This is a genomic window from Giesbergeria sinuosa (assembly GCF_042652905.1).
Taxonomy (GTDB): domain Bacteria; phylum Pseudomonadota; class Gammaproteobacteria; order Burkholderiales; family Burkholderiaceae_C; genus Simplicispira; species Simplicispira sinuosa.
Genome location: NZ_JBHSHJ010000001.1, coordinates 232,376 through 250,116 on the forward strand (window position 1 = coordinate 232,376; position 17,741 = coordinate 250,116).

A 17,741-nucleotide genomic window follows, 5' to 3' on the forward strand; every position below is an offset into this window, starting at 1 on the left:
TGGAGTGCAAAAAAGACACGGCCTGCCTGAAAGTGGCAAGCAGTCACAGAGACATTGACGACACATCATAGGCGTCTGACCGGGCTTGGGGTACGCACCGACAGAGCAAAAAAAAAGCCCCAAACCAAAGGTTTGGGGCTGAATCCATCCTTTGAGGAGATGGAGGAGACAATTGGTGCAATGCTTGGGGTTAGTACCAGCTATAAGCATCGCGTGTTTTGAATTATAAGCCATCCGATCGGTTTATGCTGCATAGCAACAAAATCCACGACAATATTGTGGTGAAAAAACAACCATCAAGGAAGCAATCATGGAATGCACAGTGAGTTGGACTGGCGCTGCAGGCGCGCGCTCGGCAATGGGCTTTGTGGCTGAAACCGGTAGCGGTCATACGCTGGTGATGGATGGTGCACCCGATGCGGCACGGCCCGAGAATGGGGGGCAGAACCTTGCACCGCGCCCTATGGAAACCGTGTTGGCGGGCACCGGTGGCTGCACCGCCTACGATGTGGTGCTGATTCTGAAGCGGGGCCGTCACGATGTGCGCGGCTGCAGTGTCAAGCTCACCAGTGAGCGTGCCGACAGCGATCCCAAGGTCTTTACCAAAATCCACATGCATTTCACCGTCACGGGCAAAGACATCCCACCCGGTGCCGTGGAGCGGGCCATTGCCATGAGCCACGACAAATATTGTTCGGCCAGCATCATGCTGGGCAAAACAGCAGACATCACCACCAGCTTTGACCTGTTGTCCGCTTGAGAGGCGCACTATGCCACCCTGTGACCCCTCCATGCGCTAGATGTAGTGGGCTGTGGTAGTCATGACTTTGGCCGCCACTTGCATGAGCGCCTTGGCTGGAGCAGGAAGCTCCAAGGCTCCAGCCGCCAGCGCGTTGGCAGCGTGACGCTCCTCGTCGTCTTTCATGCGGGCCACGATGGCGCGAGAGGCCTCGTCCTCCTGCGGCAAACGTTCCAAGTGACTTTGCAAATGTGCTGACACTTGGTTTTCGGTCTCGACCACAAAGCCCAGGCTGACCGCATCGCTGATTTTGGAGGCCACCACGCCAATGGCAAAGGCGCCCGCATACCACAGCGGATTGAGCAGGCTGGGCCGGTCGCCCAGTTCTTCCAGGCGCTCGCGGGTCCACGCCAGGTGGTCGCCTTCTTCGCGTGCCGCTTGCAATAGGTGGGCGCGCAGTTGTTCATCGCGCGTCACTGTAGCTTGGGCCGTGTAGAGTGCCTGAGCGCATATTTCGCCCACATGGTTGACGCGCATCAAGGCACCAGAAAGGCGCTGCTGGCTAGGCTCCATCTCAGGCTTGGGGCAATCGCGTGCCGGTGAGGCTTCTTGGGCACGGTGGGGTGCAAACAGGGTGCGCAGGGCTGCATCGGCGGCAGTCAGCAAGGTATCCATCAAGGTTCTCCAGGCGATGGCGGCAGACAGCCAGGTGCTTTGGTCACCTCGGTGCCAGCCGCCGCTATGTTGCGGCAGTGCAACGGATTTTGCGTTTGACGCCCATTGTGGGGGAATTCCTTTGCGAAACTGGCGCGCGTCTGGTGCAATAGGAGCAACTTCCCCACCAGGAGGTTGGCCCGGGGAACCGGCGGGACTGCGTAGGCTCTGCAACCAAGCCCCCCGTACCGGCGCCCTCTGTTTAACCTTGGAGTACTCGCAATGAAAAAATCCCTGATTGCCCTGGCCGTGCTGGCTGCTTCCGGCGCCGCCATGGCCCAATCTTCTGTCACCCTGTACGGCGTGATGGATCTGAGCTTGGTCAAGTCCAATGGCATTTCGGCTCAGTTGAGCGGCAGCGGCCTGATGAACAACGGCAACAGCCGTATCGGTCTGCGTGGCGTGGAAGACCTGGGTGGCGGCCTGAAGGCTTCCTTCAACCTGGAACAAGGTATCAACCCTGAGTCTGGCGCCCTGACCGGTGGTGCTGCTGGTGCTTGGAACCGTGCTGCCTTCCTGGAACTGTCGGGTGGTTTCGGTGGCGTGCGTCTGGGCCGTTCTTTGACTCCTAGCTACTACGGTCTGGCCGCTTGGGAACTGACTGGCGCTGCCAACTACTCTGCCGTGGCTAACCAATTCGGCTTCGTGGCCGCTGGTGCTCGTAACGACAGCCAAATCGCTTACACCACCCCCAACTTCGGTGGCGTGACTGCTAGCCTGGCCGTGGTTCTGAAGCCCGACACCCCCGCTGCTGTGGGCGACAACGCCAAGTATGACCTGAACGTCATCTACGCAAACGGCCCCATCGCTGCTGCCCTGTCTTACAACAAGGTGCAAGAGCACAAGGGTAACTTGGCTATCGGCGGTTCTTACGACCTGGGCGTGGCCAAGGTTGCTGCTTCGTTCCAAGACGGCTATGCCGGTGGCGTAGCTCCTTCCAACACCACAGCACAAAAGCAACGTGGTTTCACCATCGGCGCCACTGTGCCCGTGGGTGCTTTCTCGGTGACTCTGGACATCGCACGTGACACCAAGGCCAAGGACACCGACGTGGTCATCGAAGGCAAGTACGCCCTGTCCAAGCGCACCTTCGCCTACGCTGCTTACTACAACGATGGCAAGCAAGACGGCGCTGCTGTGTACAAGACTGGTGCCAAGAACCACCTGGGTCTGGGCATTCGCCACAACTTCTAATCACCCGCTGGCCTGAGCCAGTTGTGATTTAGACAAAAAGCCACCAGCCTGCCGGTTGGTGGCTTTTGCTTTTTGGACGGATACTTGCCCCCTGTGCTTTTTGAGGAGCCTGTTTTGAAAAGAACCACTGTATCCGCAGAACATCCCTTTGATCAGGCGGTGGCTTTGGCCCCGGTGGCCATTACCGCCCACGAACATGGCCGCGAAGCGGCACGCCATTGGCAGGGTCAGACCCACCCTGATTACATGAATATGGTGGGGCCATTTGGCGGCGTAATCGCGGCCCAGGCCATGAACGCCATATTGCAGCACCCCGAATTGTTGGGGGAGCCCGTGTCGTTCACCGCGAATTTTGCGGCCGCTGTGCAAGCAGGTGGTTTTCGTGCGCAAGCACGGCCAGTGCGCACCAACCGCTCTACTCAGCATTGGCAAGTCACGCTGTCGCAAACCAACAGTGAAGGCGTAGATTCGGTAGTGCTGACGGCCACCGCCGTCACTGCCAAGCGCCGCCAAACTTGGAGTGCGGTGGATGCCGTGATGCCCGATGTGCCGCGCCCCGCCACGGTAGCGCGGGCCGTTCAACCCAAGCACATGGCTTGGGTGCGCCGTTATGACACACGCCCTTGTGCTGGTGAAGTGCCTACCGAGTGGAATGGCACCGAGGCCGACAGCGTGACCCAATTGTGGATGCGGGATGATCCCCCCCGCCCGTTGGATTTTTGTAGCCTGACTGCGTTGGCGGATGTGTTTTATCCGCGCGTTTGGCGCCGTCGGGCTTTCATGACGCCGGTAGGTACCGTGTCGATGACGGTCTACTTCCATGCCAGTGCGGCCGAACTGGCTGCCACAGGCACCGATTACCTGTTGGGGCAGGCCAGAGCGCAATCGTTCTTTAATGGGTTTTTTGACCAAAGCGCCGAGCTATGGAACGAGTCAGGCCACTTGCTGGCCACCACGCACCAAATTGTTTATTTCAAAGAGTGACGCCCATGAGTACCCCGAATACCGACATCTTGGTGCATACTGAGGCGGGTATCAGCACTATCACCTTCAATCGGGTGGATAAGAAGAACTCCATTACCACCACGATGTATGCCACCTTGGCAGACTTGTTTGAGGCTGCAGCCACCGATTCTGCTGTTCGGGTGGTGGTCTTGCAAGGTGATGTGGCCGTGTTCAGTGCAGGCAACGATATTGGTGATTTTCTAGCCAATCCGCCCAGCACACTCGATGCACCCGTGTTTCGCTTGCTGCGTGCCGTAGCCACCTTCCCCAAGCCTTTATTGGCGGCTGTGTGCGGGCCTGCGGTGGGTATTGGTACCACACTGCTGTTCCATTGTGATCTGGTCTATGCGGGTGACAATGCCGCGTTTTCTATGCCTTTTGTCAATCTGGGCTTGTGCCCCGAGGCGGGCTCCAGTTTGCTTGTGCCGCAGATGTTGGGCTACCACCGTGCCGCCGAGGCTTTGTTGTTGGGTGAGCCGTTCTTTGCCGAGGCCGCCTTGGAAGTGGGGCTGGTCAACCGTGTGGTGCCGCCCACCGAATGCAATGCCGTGGCACAAGCGCAGGCCCGTAAGTTGGCTGCCAAGCCCCTGTCTGCATTGGTAGAGACCAAACGTTTGCTCAAGCTGGGTCTAACCTCTGCTGTATTGGAGCGTATGGCCCAAGAAGGACAGAGCTTTGTTCGCATGCTGTCGGAGCCAGCGGCCCGCGAAGCCTTTAGTGCCTTTATGGAAAAGCGGCGTCCAGATTTTCAGGCGTTCTGAAACTATCGGTTGCCAGCGGGTCAAGTGTGCCCGCTACACTCTAAAAAACCCTGGTTGGTTCTTCTCACCACCTACCCCACCTTGGGTGGGTGTTGGTGCTGCCTTCAGGCATCTGTATTCCTCACCGAAAGTGTTGCTTCCATGTCTCTCATCCCTGTCACTATCCTCACGGGTTTTTTGGGCTCGGGCAAAACCACATTGCTCAAGCGTGTACTTAGCGAAGCCCACGGCCAAAAAATTGCCGTGATTGAGAACGAGTTTGGCGAAGAAAACATCGACAACGATATTTTGGTAACCGATGCCAAAGAGCAGATCATCCAAATGAGCAATGGCTGCATTTGTTGCACCATCCGCGAAGATCTGCGCGAAACGCTGCAACTGCTGGCCGCCAAGAAGCGCAAAGGGTTGCTGGATTTTGAGCGGGTGGTGATTGAGACCACGGGTCTGGCCGACCCCGGCCCGGTGGCCCAGACCTTCTTCATGGATGAAGAAATTGCCGAAACCTACCTGATCGACTCCATTATCACGTTGGTAGATGCCAAACACGCCGCCCAGCAACTCAACGACCGCCAAGAAGCACGCCGTCAGGTGGGCTTTGCCGATCAGATCTTTTTGTCCAAGACCGATTTGGTCAGTGGTGAAGAGGTGGATGCCCTGACGCACCGCCTCAAGCACATGAACCCGCGTGCGCCCATCAAGGCGGTGCATTTTGGTGAGGTGCCCCTCAAGGAAGTGCTGGATCTGCGGGGCTTTAATCTCAATACCAAACTGGATATTGATCCTGATTTCCTTCAAGAGGAAGATGCACACCATGACCATGACCATGACCATGACCACAGCCATTGCGGTCATGATCACACGCACGACCACGGTGAGCATTGCCACCACCCCTCGCACCAGCACAGCCACGGCCACCACCATCACCACGACGATGATGTGAAAAGCTTTGTGTATCGCTCAGAGCGTCCATTTGATCCGGCCAAGTTAGAAGACTTCTTGGGGGCCATTGTCAACATCTATGGGCCGCGCATGTTGCGTTACAAAGGGGTGCTCAACATGGTGGGTACAGAGCGCAAAGTGATTTTCCAAGGCGTACACCAGCTCATGGGCAGCGACTTAGGGCCGCAGTGGGCGCAGGGTGAGCAGCGCATCAGCAAGATGGTATTCATTGGCATTGACCTGCCGCAAGACATCCTGCTCCAAGGTTTGGAACAGTGCTTGGTGTAAATGCTATCGCTATCCAGTATGCTTCAGGTTACGACTATGGCACCATGTTGCATCTGGAGGGAGTGGCTGCCGATACAATCGCGCCCCGGTAAGCACACGGGTTGATTACCACCCTATCGCCTCCTGGCGCGCCGTCGGCGCAGCCACAGGCCCGCCGTACTGTGAGGAGACAGGAAGTGATGACAGCCAAAACCAGTCAATCCAAGGCCCCTGCGGCCACCACCGCTTCTGCCAAAACGCCAGCCAAGTCTGCTGCGAAAACCACACCCAAGGCGGCCAGTACGCGTACGGTGGCTGCCCCTGTTGGGGCAGCACAAGACCCTGTGCGTAGCACGCGGCCTTCTTCGCGCTTGGCCTCATTGACCGTTCCATCCATGGCGCAGGCAGTGGCTTCCACTGCTGCCAAAGCCAGCTACACCAACACCATGCCCTCTACTATGCAAGTGTCGCCCACAGCCGGCTCTATCAAGAAAGATGCCAAACTCGCCAACAACTGGAAAACCAAGTCCGTGGAAGAGCTGACCGATGCCGATGTGCTGGCGATGCCTGACAGCGAGTACATGAACGACACGCAGATGGCTTTTTTCCGCCTCAAGTTGGTCAACCTCAAACGCGACATGCACAACAATGCTGGAGAGACTACCGAGCATTTGCGTGAAGACACCGTGGTGGTGCCCGATCCTGCCGATCGGGCCACTATCGAGGAAGAGCATGCACTGGAGTTGCGCACCCGTGACCGCGAACGCAAACTGCTCAAGAAGATTGAGCAGTCTATTGCCCGTATTGATGCAGGCGACTACGGTTACTGCGATGAAACCGGCGAACCTATCGGTGTAGGGCGTTTGCTGGCCCGCCCCACAGCCACGCTGTCGCTAGAAGCGCAGCAACGTCGTGAACTCAAGCAGAAAATGTTTGGCGATTGATGCCATCAGGCACTGCCTGATCCGCTGTAGCACCCCACGGTCTGTACTGCCATGAGCAAAGAAGAATCTTCCCCTGGTGGCCTGTTGTCCAAGGTGGTGCGCTTTGTGCGCAACCCGACCGTCAATTGGACTGACCTCGATACCATCGAGACTGACCGCGAAAGCCAGTACAGCAAGCAGGTGCTCAAAGAAATGCTCGAGCGCAAGCGGCGCAATGATTTTGTCCGCAAGCGCGAGTTTGACTATTTGCGCAAGCTGCGTCAGCGCGATGCGTTGGCAGGGCACCGGGTAGAAGACCCAGCGGTGCGGCCTTCATTCTTCCAAAGTAGCCTGACGCCACCCGACGACCGGGCCGGTACCATCAAGAAAATTGATGAGATCGAAGCCCAGATGTCAATGCAGTGGTGGAAAGGTAAGTCTGCCACAGAGACTGCTGTGGTGGCCCGCCCCACAGCCACTGCACCTACCAGGCTTCCGGTGCAGTCTGAGGCCTCAGAGACGCGCCCACCACAACATTTGGCCCCCGGCCTGTTTCCCCAACCTCTTTTGCGTGGGGGCGATACCAGTCCGGCCAGTTTGAGTGGATCTTTTGCCTCTACGGTGCCAGTATCACTGCCTGTAGGTTTGGAGCCTCAGGCGGGGGCAGAACCCCTGTTTGCCCACGACAGCATGCCCATTGCCGATTTTGGTGGTGCCTCTGCGCAATGGCTGTCTTCGACCCCGGATGCCCCGCCTGATTTCTTTCCCTTGCCTGCGGTGGTGCCACCTGTCCCTATGGAGCCTTTCGTGCACGACCCCGATTTGGAAGAAGCCGCCATTTTGTTTGCCAATGCCGACTATGCGGGAGCGGGTGCCTGCCTGCTTGATGTGGTGGCCCAGCATCCTGCCGAGGCCAGTGCGCAGTTGCAAGAAATTTGGATGACCCTGTTTGATTTGTATCGGGCTACCGGACAGCAGGAGGCGTTTGACCATCTGGCGATTGATTTTGCTGCACAGTTTGGTCGTTCGGCACCGTTGTGGTTTTCTATGCCTGAACAATTGGGATTGGTCTCGGCCACCCAGGCCAGTGCTGCGGCGCCTGCACGCCGCGACTTTAGCTGGAACGCGCCTAGCAGCCTGACGGTGCAATCGGTGGCGGCATTGCAAGCCTCGTTGGGCCGCGCTGCGCCGCCTTGGACCATGATTTGGAGTCGGGTAGCCAGCATTGACGAAGCGGCGCTGCCAGCATTGACGCAAGAGTTCAACCGCTGGGGTGACCAGAAAGCGCAATTGGTTTTTGTGGGGGCTGAGCGTTTGCAGGCACTGTTGCAAGCCCACACGCAGTCGGGAGACCGTAGCAGCAACCCAGAATGGTGGCGCCTGCGCATGGCTGCATTGCGTTTCATGGGGCAACCTGAAGAGTTTGAACTGGTGGCATTGGATTACTGCGTGACCTATGAGGTCTCGCCACCTTCTTGGGTAGACCCGCGCTGTAGCTACGTGGATGCTGCCGAAGGCGACGGTGCTAGCCATGATTTGCTGGCCCCCAGTGCGCCCGCAGGCGCAGGAGACGCCGTGGCGCCGGTAGGTTTGTCTGGGCACATCGAGGGGGATGCTACCGAAGCCTTGCAGGCGCTCGAAGTGTTGGTGCGCCCCGGTGAGCCGCTGGTCGTGCCCTGCGATCGGCTGATTCGGGTCGATTTTTCTGCGGCGGGGGCGGTGTTGAACTGGGCCGCAGAACAGCAAGCGCAAAAACGCGAAGTCCATTTCAAGAACCTGCATCGCCTGGTGGCCGTGTTGTTCAATGTGGTGGGTATCAATGAGCACGCTTGGGTGATTCCACGCAAGAATTGATGTTTGAAGCTGGCTTGTAAATCGGGCCATTGCTCCCAATTGGGGTTTTATGCAATCCAACAGCGAACAGGCCGTGTTTCACGGCACTACCATTTTGAGCGTGCGCCGCCAAACCCCCGAAGGCATCCAAGTGGCTATTGGTGGTGATGGTCAAGTCACTCTGGGCCATATCGTGGTCAAGGGCACAGCGCGCAAGGTGCGCAAGCTCTACCACGGCAAAGTGCTGGCCGGTTTTGCCGGGGCCACGGCCGATGCCTTTACCTTGTTTGAACGCTTTGAAGCCAAACTAGAAAAGCACCAAGGCCACCTGACCCGTGCCGCCATTGAGCTCACCAAAGACTGGCGCACCGACCGGGTGTTGCGCCGCCTAGAGGCCATGCTGGCCGTGGCCGACCACAGTGCTAGCCTGATCATTACCGGCAATGGCGATGTATTGGAGCCTGAGCAAGGCATCGTAGCCATTGGCAGTGGTGGCGCTTATGCCCATTCTGCCGCCAAGGCGCTGCTCAACAACACCGATTTGCCTGCCGTCGATATTGTGAAAAAGTCGCTCGAAATTGCGGGCGAGTTGTGCATTTACACCAATATGCACCACACCATCGAGACGCTCTAAATTGCCGCCCAAAGGTTTGCCATGTCTCACATGACCCCCCAAGAAATTGTCAGCGCACTAGACCAGCACATCATTGGCCAACCCGCTGCCAAGCGTGCCGTGGCGATTGCCCTGCGTAACCGTTGGCGCCGCCAGCAGGTGGCCGAGCCACTGCGCCACGAAATCACACCCAAAAACATCCTGATGATTGGCCCCACTGGTGTGGGCAAAACCGAAATTGCCCGGCGTTTGGCCCGGCTGGCCGATGCGCCTTTTATCAAGGTAGAGGCCACCAAGTTCACCGAAGTGGGCTATGTGGGCAAAGATGTAGATGCCATCATCCGCGATTTGGCCGAAATTGCTGTCAAGCAAGAGCGCCAAGCCCAGGTGCAAAAAATGCGCGAACGGGCTGAAGACGCGGCAGAAGAACGTATTTTGGATGTGTTGATTCCTTCGGCGCGCACCGGCGAGCCGCCCTCCGACAGCACGGCACGCCAAGTGTTTCGTAAAAAACTGCGCGAAGGCCAATTGGACGAGAAAGAAATCGACATTGATTTGGCCGATACCCACCCCCAAGTTGAAATCATGGGGCCGCAGGGCATGGAAGAAATGGCCGAGCAACTGCGTAGCGTGTTCAGCCAAATGGGCCAAGACAAGCGGCGCACGCGCAAGCTCAAAATTGCCGAGGCGCGTAAGCTGTTGATTGAAGAAGAAGCCGGCAAACTTGTCAATGAAGAAGAAATCAAAACCCGCGCCTTACACAACGCCGAGCAAAACGGCATCGTCTTTATCGACGAGATTGACAAAGTAGCCGCTCGCCAAGAAACCAGCGGCGCCGATGTCTCGCGCCAAGGCGTGCAACGCGACTTGCTGCCCTTGGTAGAGGGCACCACCGTCTCGACCAAATACGGTATGGTCAAAACCGACCATATTTTGTTTGTGGCCTCGGGGGCGTTTCACCTGAGCAAGCCCAGCGATTTGATTCCAGAATTGCAGGGGCGTTTTCCAATTCGGGTCGAGTTGGATTCTTTGTCAGTCCAAGACTTTGAAGGCATCCTGAACCAAACCAACGCCTCGCTGGTCAAGCAATACCAGGCGCTGTTGGCTACCGAGGGGGTGCAACTCGAATTTACCCCCGAAGGCATTACCCGTTTGGCACGCATTGCCTTTGAAGTGAATGAGCGCACCGAAAACATCGGCGCTCGGCGCCTCTCCACCGTGATGGAGCGCCTGCTGGATGAAGTCAGTTTTGATGCAACACAGCGCAGCGGCCAGAGCGTGTTGGTGGATGCGGCTTATGTGGATGAACGTTTGCAAGCCTTGAGCAAAGACGAAGACTTGTCACGCTATATTCTTTGACGTTCTAGCTTCTCAGGAGAGTGGCGCCCCAGCCGGTTAAATTGGGACAGCGCCTTGGGGGGGAATGCCAATTCCTGCTACAGTGCAAAGAGTTTGCGCTATGGTCGGAAAAAGCGCATTTTTCCCCGGTTTTTCGGGGCAAGTCAACGAAAAAACTAGCTGGGGTGTCTGTGTTCCAAGGGCGTTGTTCGCGGGGTCGGAGTGCGAAGGGGGGGCTGTTGCTGCGCGCCCCTAAAAAAATGTCACGGTTCTGGGCCTGTTATTGGGAGCAACCATGACCACGCCTATGCTGCAACACACAACCGTGTTATTGGATGAGGCCGTGGATGCCCTGCTGGGAAACGCCACGGACATGGGGCCAGACAGCCTTTGGGTGGATGCCACTTTTGGTCGTGGTGGGCACTCTAGGCATATTTTGTCTCGATTACCGCCAGTCGGGCGCTTGCTGGCGTTCGACAAAGACCCAGAGGCCATTTCCGAAGCAGCGCGCATCCACGATGCGCGTTTTTCGATTCGCCATGAGGGGTTTTGCCACTTGGCCGATCTGCCAACGGGCAGTGTGGCGGGGGTGTTGATGGATTTGGGCATCAGCTCGCCGCAAATTGACAGCCCGGAGCGCGGCTTTAGTTTCCGCTTTGATGGCCCCTTGGATATGCGCATGGACACCACGCGCGGTCAAGGCGTGGCCGATTGGTTGGCGCAGGCCGATGCAGCGCAGATTGCCCAAGTGGTGCGTGACTATGGCGAGGAGCGTTTTGCTGGGCCTATTGGGCGTGCCATTGTGGCGCGGCGCCAAGAGCGTGGCCCCTTGAGTACAACCGCCGAACTGGCCGATTTGGTAGCCACCGTGGTGAAAACCCGCGAAGGTGGTCAGCACCCGGCCACACGCACCTTTCAGGCGTTGCGCATTTTTATCAATGCTGAACTCGATGAGTTGCAACAGGCGCTACAGGCGAGCCTGGATGTGCTGCGCCCCGGTGGGCGGCTGGTGGTGATCAGCTTTCACTCGCTGGAAGATCGCATCGTCAAGCAGTTTATTGCCCAGCATGCCAAAGAAGTCTACGACCGCCGTATGCCCTTTGCGCCACCGCAAGCCATGCGCTTGCAGGCACTGGAGCGCATCAAGCCGGGGGCGGCTGAAGTGGCTGCAAACCCACGGGCCCGCAGTGCCGTGATGCGGGTGGCCCAGCGCACAGAGGTGGCAGCATGAGCCAGTGGTGGGGCGGTGGTTGGGGTACAGCAGGGGACGCGCGGGCATGATGCGCTTGAATCTGGTGTTGCTGGTGCTGGTGGTGCTCAGCGCCATGTATGTGGTGCGCACGCAGTACGAGGCGCGCGTGTTGTACACGGCGCTAGACCGGGCGGTGGCCGAGGCGCGGCGGTTAGAGACCGAGCACGAGCGTTTGCAGGTAGAGAAGCGGGCGCAGGCAACGCCACTGCGGGTCGAGACCATGGCCCGTGACCAGCTGCACATGCGTACGGCCACACCCCCCATCACGCAGTATGTGGCTGCGCCCACCAAGGAGCAGCCATGAGCCGCAGCGTGCTCTACACCTCCAGTCCGTTGTTGGCGAGCAAGACGCCTGTTTGGCGCAGCCGTTTTATTGTGGGCATGATTGCGCTGGGCTTTGTAGGGTTAGGCGCGCGTGCGGCCTATGTGCAAGTGGTAGGAAATGACTTCTTTCTGCGTCAAGGTGAGGTGCGTTTTGCCCGCACGCTAGAGCTGCCTGCTAATCGGGGCAAGATTCTGGATCGCAATGGCTTGATCTTGGCCTCCAGTGTGCCTGCGGCCAGTATTTGGGCCATTCCCGAAGATGTGGAGATGCAAGCCCCAGAGGTGCGGGCCAAACTGCCCGAACTGGCCAAGCTGTTGGAGATGCCCTTGGCCGAGTTGCAGGCCAAACTGGCCGATGAAGACAAAACGTTTGTCTGGATCAAGCGCCAATTGGATTGGGAAACAGGGCAAAAGATTGCCGCCCTCGATATCAAGGGTATTTATCAACGCAAAGAATACCGGCGCCAATATCCAGAAGGCGAGTCCGCGGCCCACGTAGTGGGCTTTACCAACGTGGAGGACAAGGGCCAAGAAGGCATGGAATTGGCCTTTGACAAACTGTTGGCAGGCAAGGCCGGTTCGCGTCGGGTGATCAAAGACCGGCTGGGTCGGGTGGTCGATGGGGTGGGTGAGGAGGTGCCGCCACAAGATGGACGCGACATGCAGTTGTCCATCGACAGCAAGGTGCAGTTCTTTGCCTACCAGAAGCTGCGCGATCAAGTAGAAGCGCACAAGGCCAAGGCGGGCAGTGTGGTGGTGCTCGATGCCAATACGGGGGAGGTGTTGGCGCTGGCTAACTACCCGAGCTACGTGCCAGACAAGCGCAAAAACCTGACCGGAGAGCAGCTGCGCAACCGTGCTATTACCGATACCTTCGAGCCGGGCTCTACCATGAAGCCCTTTACCGTGGGCATTGCGCTAGAGACCAAACGTGTGCGCCCCGAGACAGTGATTGATACCAACCCTGGGCGCATCACTATCACTGGCTCCACCATTTCGGATACGCACAACTACGGCGCGCTGACGGTGGAGGGGGTGATCCAAAAGTCCAGCAACGTTGGCACTACCAAGTTGGCTATGCAAATGCCCGCTAAGGAGATGTGGGAAACCTTTTCTGCTGCGGGCTTTGGTCAGAAACCACAAATTGCCTTCCCTGGGGCGGTGAGTGGCCGTTTGCGGCCCTACAAAACCTGGCGCCCAGTGGAGCAGGCCACGATGTCGTATGGCTATGGCCTCTCGGCCAGCCTGTTCCAAATGGCCCGCTCTTACACCGTGTTTGCCCACGATGGCCGCATCATTCCTGCCACCATGCTCAAGAGCAGTGAATCGGCGGTGGGGGTGCCAGTGTTTTCGTCCAAAACCGCCAGCCAAGTGCGCAAGATGCTGGAGATGGCCGCTGGCCCCGGTGGCACCGGCCAACGTGCCCAAACCTTGGGCTACTCGGTGGGGGGGAAGTCGGGTACTGCGCGCAAACAAATTGGCAAAAGCTATGCCGCAGGCAAGTACCGCGCTTGGTTTACAGGTATGGCTCCCATCGATAAGCCACGCATCATTGTGGCTGTGATGGTGGATGAGCCTAGCAACGGGCAGGTTTATGGGGGGCTGGTGGCTGCACCCGTGTTCAGCGAGGTGGTGCAGCAGACCTTGCGCATGATGGGTGTGCAGCCCGATATTGATGTCAAGCCGCAGATTGTGGCCAACCCTGTGGAGGAGTCCCTGTGATCGTTCATCTCTCTTCGTTTCAGGAAGCCATGCAGTGGCTGCGTGCCCGTGTCACAGGCACTTTGCAGACCGACAGTCGCCAAGTGCAGCCCGGTGATGGTTTCATTGCTTGGCCAGGGGCCAGCACCGATGGGCGCTCCCATGTGCAGGATGCCCGTGCCCGTGGGGCGGTGGCCTGTTTGGTGGAACAGGCTGGCGTGGAGTCCTTCGCATTGGACGGTGAGGATGTGGCGGTGTACACCGGCCTGAAGATCGCCACTGGATTGATCGCTGCTGAGTGGTTTGGCTCACCCAGCAAGGCGGTGGACGTGGTGGCCTTTACAGGCACCAATGGCAAAACCAGCAGTGCGTGGTGGCTGGCTAGCGCCTTGAGTGGGCTGATTCGTGAGCCAGTGCATGATGAGCCCATTCCCTGTGCCTTGGTGGGCACCTTAGGGATGGGGGTATTGCCCCGACTGACCATGACGGGGCTAACAACCCCAGACCCCGTGCGTTTGCAGCGGGCCTTGCGCCAGTTTGCTGATGCCGGGGTGCGTACCTGTGCCATAGAGGCTTCCTCTATTGGGTTGGCCGAGCACCGTCTGGCAGGCACCCGCATTCGGGTGGGGGTGTTCACCAACTTCACCCAAGACCACCTCGATTACCACGGCAGTATGGAGGCTTATTGGCAGGCCAAGTCGGCACTGTTTGATTGGCCAGGCATGGAGGCTGCGATCATCAATATCGATGACCCTCAAGGGATGCTGCTGCACGCCTCACTGGCGGGCCGTGGGCTGGATTTGTGGAGCGTGTCTATGCGCCAAGAGGCCCGCTTGCAGGCGCAAGATCTGGATTTGGGTGGCGATGGTCTGCGTTTCGTCGTGGTAGAGGGCGAGGAGCAGTACCTTTTGCAGACGGCCCTGATTGGTGATTACAACGTCTCTAACCTACTGGGCGTGATTGCTGCGTTGCGCACCTTGGGCATCCCTTTACAAGCGGCTGTGCAGGCTTGCGAGCAGTTAGAGCCCGTGCCGGGCCGCATGCAGCGCATCATAGCCCCTGGCCAGCCCTTGGTGGCAGTGGACTATGCCCATACCCCTGATGCCTTGGCCCAGGCACTGCGCGCATTGCGTCCGGTGGCACAGGCCCGTGGTGGTCAGCTGTGGTGCATTTTTGGCTGTGGTGGCGAACGCGACAGCAGCAAGCGTCCCTTGATGGGGGCTGTGGCCCAGCAAGGGGCCGATTGGGTGGTAGTGACCAGTGACAACCCACGCAGCGAGCCGCCCGAGCACATCATCCACCAAATTTTGCAGGGCACGATTGCAGGCACTACCTTGCTGGTGGAGCCAGATCGCGCTGCGGCCATTTCTGAAACGCTGGCCGAAGTCGATGCCGCTGATGTGGTGCTGATTGCGGGCAAAGGCCATGAAGACTACCAAGAAACCGCGGCGGGACGCCGCCCCTTTTCTGATATGGCCCAAGCGCAAGTAGCTCTGCAACGCAGGGGAGGCGGTGCGTTATGAACAGTATGATGAAGCTGGCCCATGCGCTGGGCTGGATAGGCCAATGGCAGCCACAAGCGTGCCTGGTGGGACATGCGGGCGTGTCTATTGCCAGGGTGCATACCGATAGCCGTACCTTGCAGCCGGGCGATTTGTTTGTGGCTCTCAAGGGAGAGCGTTTTGACGCCCACGACTTTCTGGCCCAAGCGCGTGCGGTCGGGGCGGTAGCCGCCATTGCCCATACGGGGCGGCTGGCAGAAGTAGGTTTGCCCGGCATTGAGGTGCCCGATACGCTGGTGGCTTTGGGGGCATTGGCAGCTGGTTGGCGTAGCCAATTTGCTTTGCCATTGGTGGCCGTGACGGGCAGCAATGGCAAAACCACGGTCACGCAAATGGTGGCCTCTATTTTGCGCGCCTATGCAGGCGAGGCCGCATTGTTTACCCAAGGCAACCTGAACAACGCCATTGGTGTGCCGCAAACCTTGTTGCGCCTGACGGCAGCGTACCGCATCGGTGTGGTCGAGTTGGGCATGAACCACCCCGGCGAGATTGCCGAGTTGGCCCGCATGGCCCAACCGACCGTAGCGTTGGTGAACAACGCCCAACGTGAACACCTGGAGTTCATGGGCACGGTACAAGCCGTGGCCGAAGAAAACGGCTCTGTGCTCACCGCACTGCCTGCCGATGGCGTGGCGGTGTTTCCCGCCGATGAACCCTATACCCCGCTTTGGCGCGGTTTGGCGGGGGCGCGCCGTTGCCTCACTTTTGGCGGCGCAGGTGCTGATGTGCAGGCGCTGGCTGCCCACTGGTGTGATGGCGCTTGGCAGGTGCAAATCACTACTGCGCAAGGGCAATTTGCTACTGCTTTGCACATTGCAGGCCGCCATAACGTGCGCAACGCGCTGGCGGCCACCGCCTGCGCGCTGGCAGCAGGGGTGCCTCTGGCAGCAATTGCCCAAGGGCTGGGCGCTTTTACGCCAGTCAAGGGGCGTTCGCGGGCGTTGGCGGTGGTGCTGGCTGGGCGCAGCGTTACGGTGGTGGATGACACCTACAACGCCAATCCCGACTCGGTACGCGCTGCCATCGACGTGTTGACGGATTTGCCAGGCCCGCGCTTGCTGGTGCTGGGCGATATGGGCGAGGTGGGCGATGAGGGGCCACAGTTTCATGCCGAGGCTGGGCGTTATGCCTCAGCCTGCGGCATAGAGCAACTGCTGGTGTTGGGGACACAAACCAGGCACGCTGTGGCCGCTTTTGGCCCCAACGCACAGCATTTTGACAACATGGCGCAACTGCAAGAAGCAGTGCGCGCAGCCCTGCCCACTGTGGGCAGTGTGCTGATCAAGGGATCACGCTTCATGAAGATGGAACAGGTGCTGGAGGTGCTCACGGCACCCGCACAGACACATACCGCAGTGACCACTGCTGGTGCATCTGCCGCTATGGGGGCTGCATGCTGATTTGGTTGGCGCAGTGGTTGCAGGGCTTGTCGCCCGATTTTGGTTTCTTTCGGGTGTTTCAGTATTTGACGTTCCGTGCCGTGATGGCCGCCCTGACGGCGCTGCTGATTGGTTTGGTGGCTGGCCCAGCCGTCATTCGCCGTCTGACGGCCTTGAAGATTGGTCAACCGATTCGCACCAACGGCATGGAAACCCACCATGTCAAGAGTGGCACACCCACCATGGGGGGGGTGTTGATTTTGATGTCGATTGCTGTCTCTACCCTGCTGTGGTTTGACTGGGCCAATCGTTTTGTCTGGATTGTGCTCATCGTCACGCTGGGCTTTGGGGCCATTGGTTGGGCCGATGATTGGCGCAAAGTGGTCAATAAAGACCCCGAGGGGATGCCCTCGCGTGAAAAATATATGTGGCAGTCGATCATTGGGCTGCTGGCGGCGTTGTATTTGGTGTTCAGCATTTCTGAGAGCAACAACTACAAGGTGTTCGAGTTGTTCATGTCTTGGGTGCGCTCGGGCTTTGATGTCAACTTGCCAGCGCAAGCGGGGTTGCTGCTGCCCTTTTTCAAGGAAGTGAGCTATCCGTTGGGTGTGTTGGGCTTTGTCATCATGACTTATTTGGTGATTGTGGGGGCCAGCAATGCGGTCAATCTCACCGATGGCCTGGACGGTTTGGCCATCATGCCGGTGGTGATGGTGGGTTCTGCCCTGGGGGTGTTTGCTTATGTGACGGGCAATGTGTTCTATGCCAAATACTTGTTTTTGCCACACATCGCTGGTTCTGGGGAGCTGCTGATTTTTTGCGCTGCAATGGCGGGGGCTGGACTGGCCTTTTTATGGTTCAACACCCACCCAGCACAGGTTTTTATGGGTGATGTTGGGGCGCTGGCGCTGGGCGGAGCATTGGGCACGATTGCCGTCATCGTGCGCCAAGAGATTGTGCTAGCCATCATGGGTGGCATTTTTGTGGTGGAGGCGCTGTCGGTGATGGCGCAGGTGACTTGGTTCAAGTTCACCAAAAAGCGTTATGGCGAAGGGCGTCGTTTGCTCAAGATGGCTCCACTGCACCACCATTTTGAGAAAAGTGGCTGGAAAGAGACCCAGGTGGTGGTGCGCTTTTGGATCATTACCATGCTGTTGTGCTTGGTCGGTTTGTCCACCCTGAAACTGCGGTAACTGC

The 17,741-nt window shown here is 58.4% G+C and carries 16 protein-coding genes; 15 read left to right on the forward strand and 1 reads right to left on the reverse strand.

Translation table 11 applies throughout. The annotated features are described in order from the left end of the window. The first annotated feature begins 310 nt into the window (after positions 1–310). Positions 311–760 (forward strand): OsmC family protein, encoded by a 450-nt coding sequence (locus ACFO6X_RS00995; RefSeq protein WP_382429153.1) that lies wholly within the window; start codon positions 311–313, stop codon positions 758–760. Between the two features lie 36 nt (positions 761–796). Here ACFO6X_RS00995 and coq7 read toward each other — a convergent pair whose 3' ends face one another. Continuing rightward, complete coding sequence (gene coq7 / locus ACFO6X_RS01000; protein WP_382429155.1) at positions 797–1,414, reverse strand: 2-polyprenyl-3-methyl-6-methoxy-1,4-benzoquinone monooxygenase; 618 nt, start codon at positions 1,412–1,414, stop codon at positions 797–799. A 261-nt stretch (positions 1,415–1,675) separates the two neighbouring features. Between coq7 and ACFO6X_RS01005 the strand changes: the two genes are divergently transcribed. The 14 genes from ACFO6X_RS01005 (at position 1,676) to mraY (ending at position 17,737) form a co-directional block, all read left to right on the forward strand. Next, positions 1,676–2,647: a porin gene (locus ACFO6X_RS01005; RefSeq protein ID WP_382429157.1), complete on the forward strand. Its 972-nt coding sequence runs from the start codon at positions 1,676–1,678 to the stop codon at positions 2,645–2,647. Positions 2,648–2,761: 114 nt separating this feature from the next. After that, positions 2,762–3,631 carry an acyl-CoA thioesterase gene (locus ACFO6X_RS01010; RefSeq protein ID WP_382429159.1) on the forward strand — a complete coding sequence of 290 codons (870 nt, stop codon included), beginning with the start codon at positions 2,762–2,764 and terminating at the stop codon, positions 3,629–3,631. Positions 3,632–3,636: 5 nt separating this feature from the next. Further along, positions 3,637–4,413, forward strand: coding sequence for an enoyl-CoA hydratase (locus ACFO6X_RS01015; protein WP_382429161.1), 777 nt, complete (start codon positions 3,637–3,639; stop codon positions 4,411–4,413). A gap of 141 nt (positions 4,414–4,554) precedes the next feature. After that, positions 4,555–5,640 (forward strand): CobW family GTP-binding protein, encoded by a 1,086-nt coding sequence (locus ACFO6X_RS01020; protein WP_382429163.1) that lies wholly within the window; start codon positions 4,555–4,557, stop codon positions 5,638–5,640. 179 nt (positions 5,641–5,819) lie between these two features. Beyond that, positions 5,820–6,563, forward strand: a complete 744-nt coding sequence (gene dksA, locus ACFO6X_RS01025; RefSeq protein WP_382429165.1) for an RNA polymerase-binding protein DksA — start codon at positions 5,820–5,822, stop codon at positions 6,561–6,563. A 51-nt stretch (positions 6,564–6,614) separates the two neighbouring features. Next, on the forward strand, positions 6,615–8,396 hold the full coding sequence (locus ACFO6X_RS01030; RefSeq protein ID WP_382429167.1) for an STAS domain-containing protein: 1,782 nt from the start codon (positions 6,615–6,617) through the stop codon (positions 8,394–8,396). 49 nt (positions 8,397–8,445) lie between these two features. Further along, the gene (gene hslV / locus ACFO6X_RS01035) at positions 8,446–9,009 is read left to right on the forward strand and encodes an ATP-dependent protease subunit HslV (RefSeq protein ID WP_382429169.1); all 564 of its coding nucleotides are present in this window, start codon (positions 8,446–8,448) and stop codon (positions 9,007–9,009) included. Positions 9,010–9,030: 21 nt separating this feature from the next. Continuing rightward, positions 9,031–10,347 (forward strand): ATP-dependent protease ATPase subunit HslU, encoded by a 1,317-nt coding sequence (gene hslU / locus ACFO6X_RS01040; RefSeq protein WP_382429171.1) that lies wholly within the window; start codon positions 9,031–9,033, stop codon positions 10,345–10,347. A 274-nt stretch (positions 10,348–10,621) separates the two neighbouring features. Beyond that, positions 10,622–11,557 carry a 16S rRNA (cytosine(1402)-N(4))-methyltransferase RsmH gene (rsmH, locus tag ACFO6X_RS01045; RefSeq protein ID WP_382429173.1) on the forward strand — a complete coding sequence of 312 codons (936 nt, stop codon included), beginning with the start codon at positions 10,622–10,624 and terminating at the stop codon, positions 11,555–11,557. A gap of 46 nt (positions 11,558–11,603) precedes the next feature. Next, positions 11,604–11,882, forward strand: a complete 279-nt coding sequence (gene ftsL, locus ACFO6X_RS01050; RefSeq protein ID WP_382429175.1) for a cell division protein FtsL — start codon at positions 11,604–11,606, stop codon at positions 11,880–11,882. After that, positions 11,879–13,624 carry a peptidoglycan D,D-transpeptidase FtsI family protein gene (locus ACFO6X_RS01055; RefSeq protein ID WP_382429177.1) on the forward strand — a complete coding sequence of 582 codons (1,746 nt, stop codon included), beginning with the start codon at positions 11,879–11,881 and terminating at the stop codon, positions 13,622–13,624. Before ftsL ends, ACFO6X_RS01055 begins: the two co-directional genes overlap by 4 nt. 29 nt (positions 13,625–13,653) lie before the next feature. Further along, entirely contained in the window at positions 13,654–15,126 is a 1,473-nt protein-coding gene (locus tag ACFO6X_RS01060; protein WP_382429771.1) for a UDP-N-acetylmuramoyl-L-alanyl-D-glutamate--2,6-diaminopimelate ligase, read from the forward strand. A 5-nt stretch (positions 15,127–15,131) separates the two neighbouring features. Next, a complete protein-coding gene (locus ACFO6X_RS01065) occupies positions 15,132–16,565 on the forward strand; it encodes a UDP-N-acetylmuramoyl-tripeptide--D-alanyl-D-alanine ligase (RefSeq protein WP_382429773.1) in 1,434 nt (477 codons plus the stop codon). Beyond that, entirely contained in the window at positions 16,559–17,737 is a 1,179-nt protein-coding gene (gene mraY / locus ACFO6X_RS01070; RefSeq protein WP_382429179.1) for a phospho-N-acetylmuramoyl-pentapeptide-transferase, read from the forward strand. Before ACFO6X_RS01065 ends, mraY begins: the two co-directional genes overlap by 7 nt. Positions 17,738–17,741: the final 4 nt, after the last annotated feature.

Excerpts from the sequence above, each read along its gene's own strand:
- ACFO6X_RS01060 (WP_382429771.1), top strand. The coding sequence starts at position 13,654 with ATGCAGTGGCTGCGTGCCCGTGTCACAGGCACTTTGCAGACCGACAGT.
- coq7 (WP_382429155.1), bottom strand. The coding sequence starts at position 1,414 with ATGGATACCTTGCTGACTGCCGCCGATGCAGCCCTGCGCACCCTGTTT.
- ACFO6X_RS00995 (WP_382429153.1), top strand. The coding sequence starts at position 311 with ATGGAATGCACAGTGAGTTGGACTGGCGCTGCAGGCGCGCGCTCGGCA.
- hslU (WP_382429171.1), top strand. The coding sequence starts at position 9,031 with ATGTCTCACATGACCCCCCAAGAAATTGTCAGCGCACTAGACCAGCAC.
- mraY (WP_382429179.1), top strand. The coding sequence starts at position 16,559 with ATGCTGATTTGGTTGGCGCAGTGGTTGCAGGGCTTGTCGCCCGATTTT.
- ACFO6X_RS01055 (WP_382429177.1), top strand. The coding sequence starts at position 11,879 with ATGAGCCGCAGCGTGCTCTACACCTCCAGTCCGTTGTTGGCGAGCAAG.
- ACFO6X_RS01015 (WP_382429161.1), top strand. The coding sequence starts at position 3,637 with ATGAGTACCCCGAATACCGACATCTTGGTGCATACTGAGGCGGGTATC.
- dksA (WP_382429165.1), top strand. The coding sequence starts at position 5,820 with ATGACAGCCAAAACCAGTCAATCCAAGGCCCCTGCGGCCACCACCGCT.
- ACFO6X_RS01005 (WP_382429157.1), top strand. The coding sequence starts at position 1,676 with ATGAAAAAATCCCTGATTGCCCTGGCCGTGCTGGCTGCTTCCGGCGCC.
- hslV (WP_382429169.1), top strand. The coding sequence starts at position 8,446 with ATGCAATCCAACAGCGAACAGGCCGTGTTTCACGGCACTACCATTTTG.
- ACFO6X_RS01030 (WP_382429167.1), top strand. The coding sequence starts at position 6,615 with ATGAGCAAAGAAGAATCTTCCCCTGGTGGCCTGTTGTCCAAGGTGGTG.
- ACFO6X_RS01065 (WP_382429773.1), top strand. The coding sequence starts at position 15,132 with ATGATGAAGCTGGCCCATGCGCTGGGCTGGATAGGCCAATGGCAGCCA.
- rsmH (WP_382429173.1), top strand. The coding sequence starts at position 10,622 with ATGACCACGCCTATGCTGCAACACACAACCGTGTTATTGGATGAGGCC.
- ftsL (WP_382429175.1), top strand. The coding sequence starts at position 11,604 with ATGATGCGCTTGAATCTGGTGTTGCTGGTGCTGGTGGTGCTCAGCGCC.
- ACFO6X_RS01020 (WP_382429163.1), top strand. The coding sequence starts at position 4,555 with ATGTCTCTCATCCCTGTCACTATCCTCACGGGTTTTTTGGGCTCGGGC.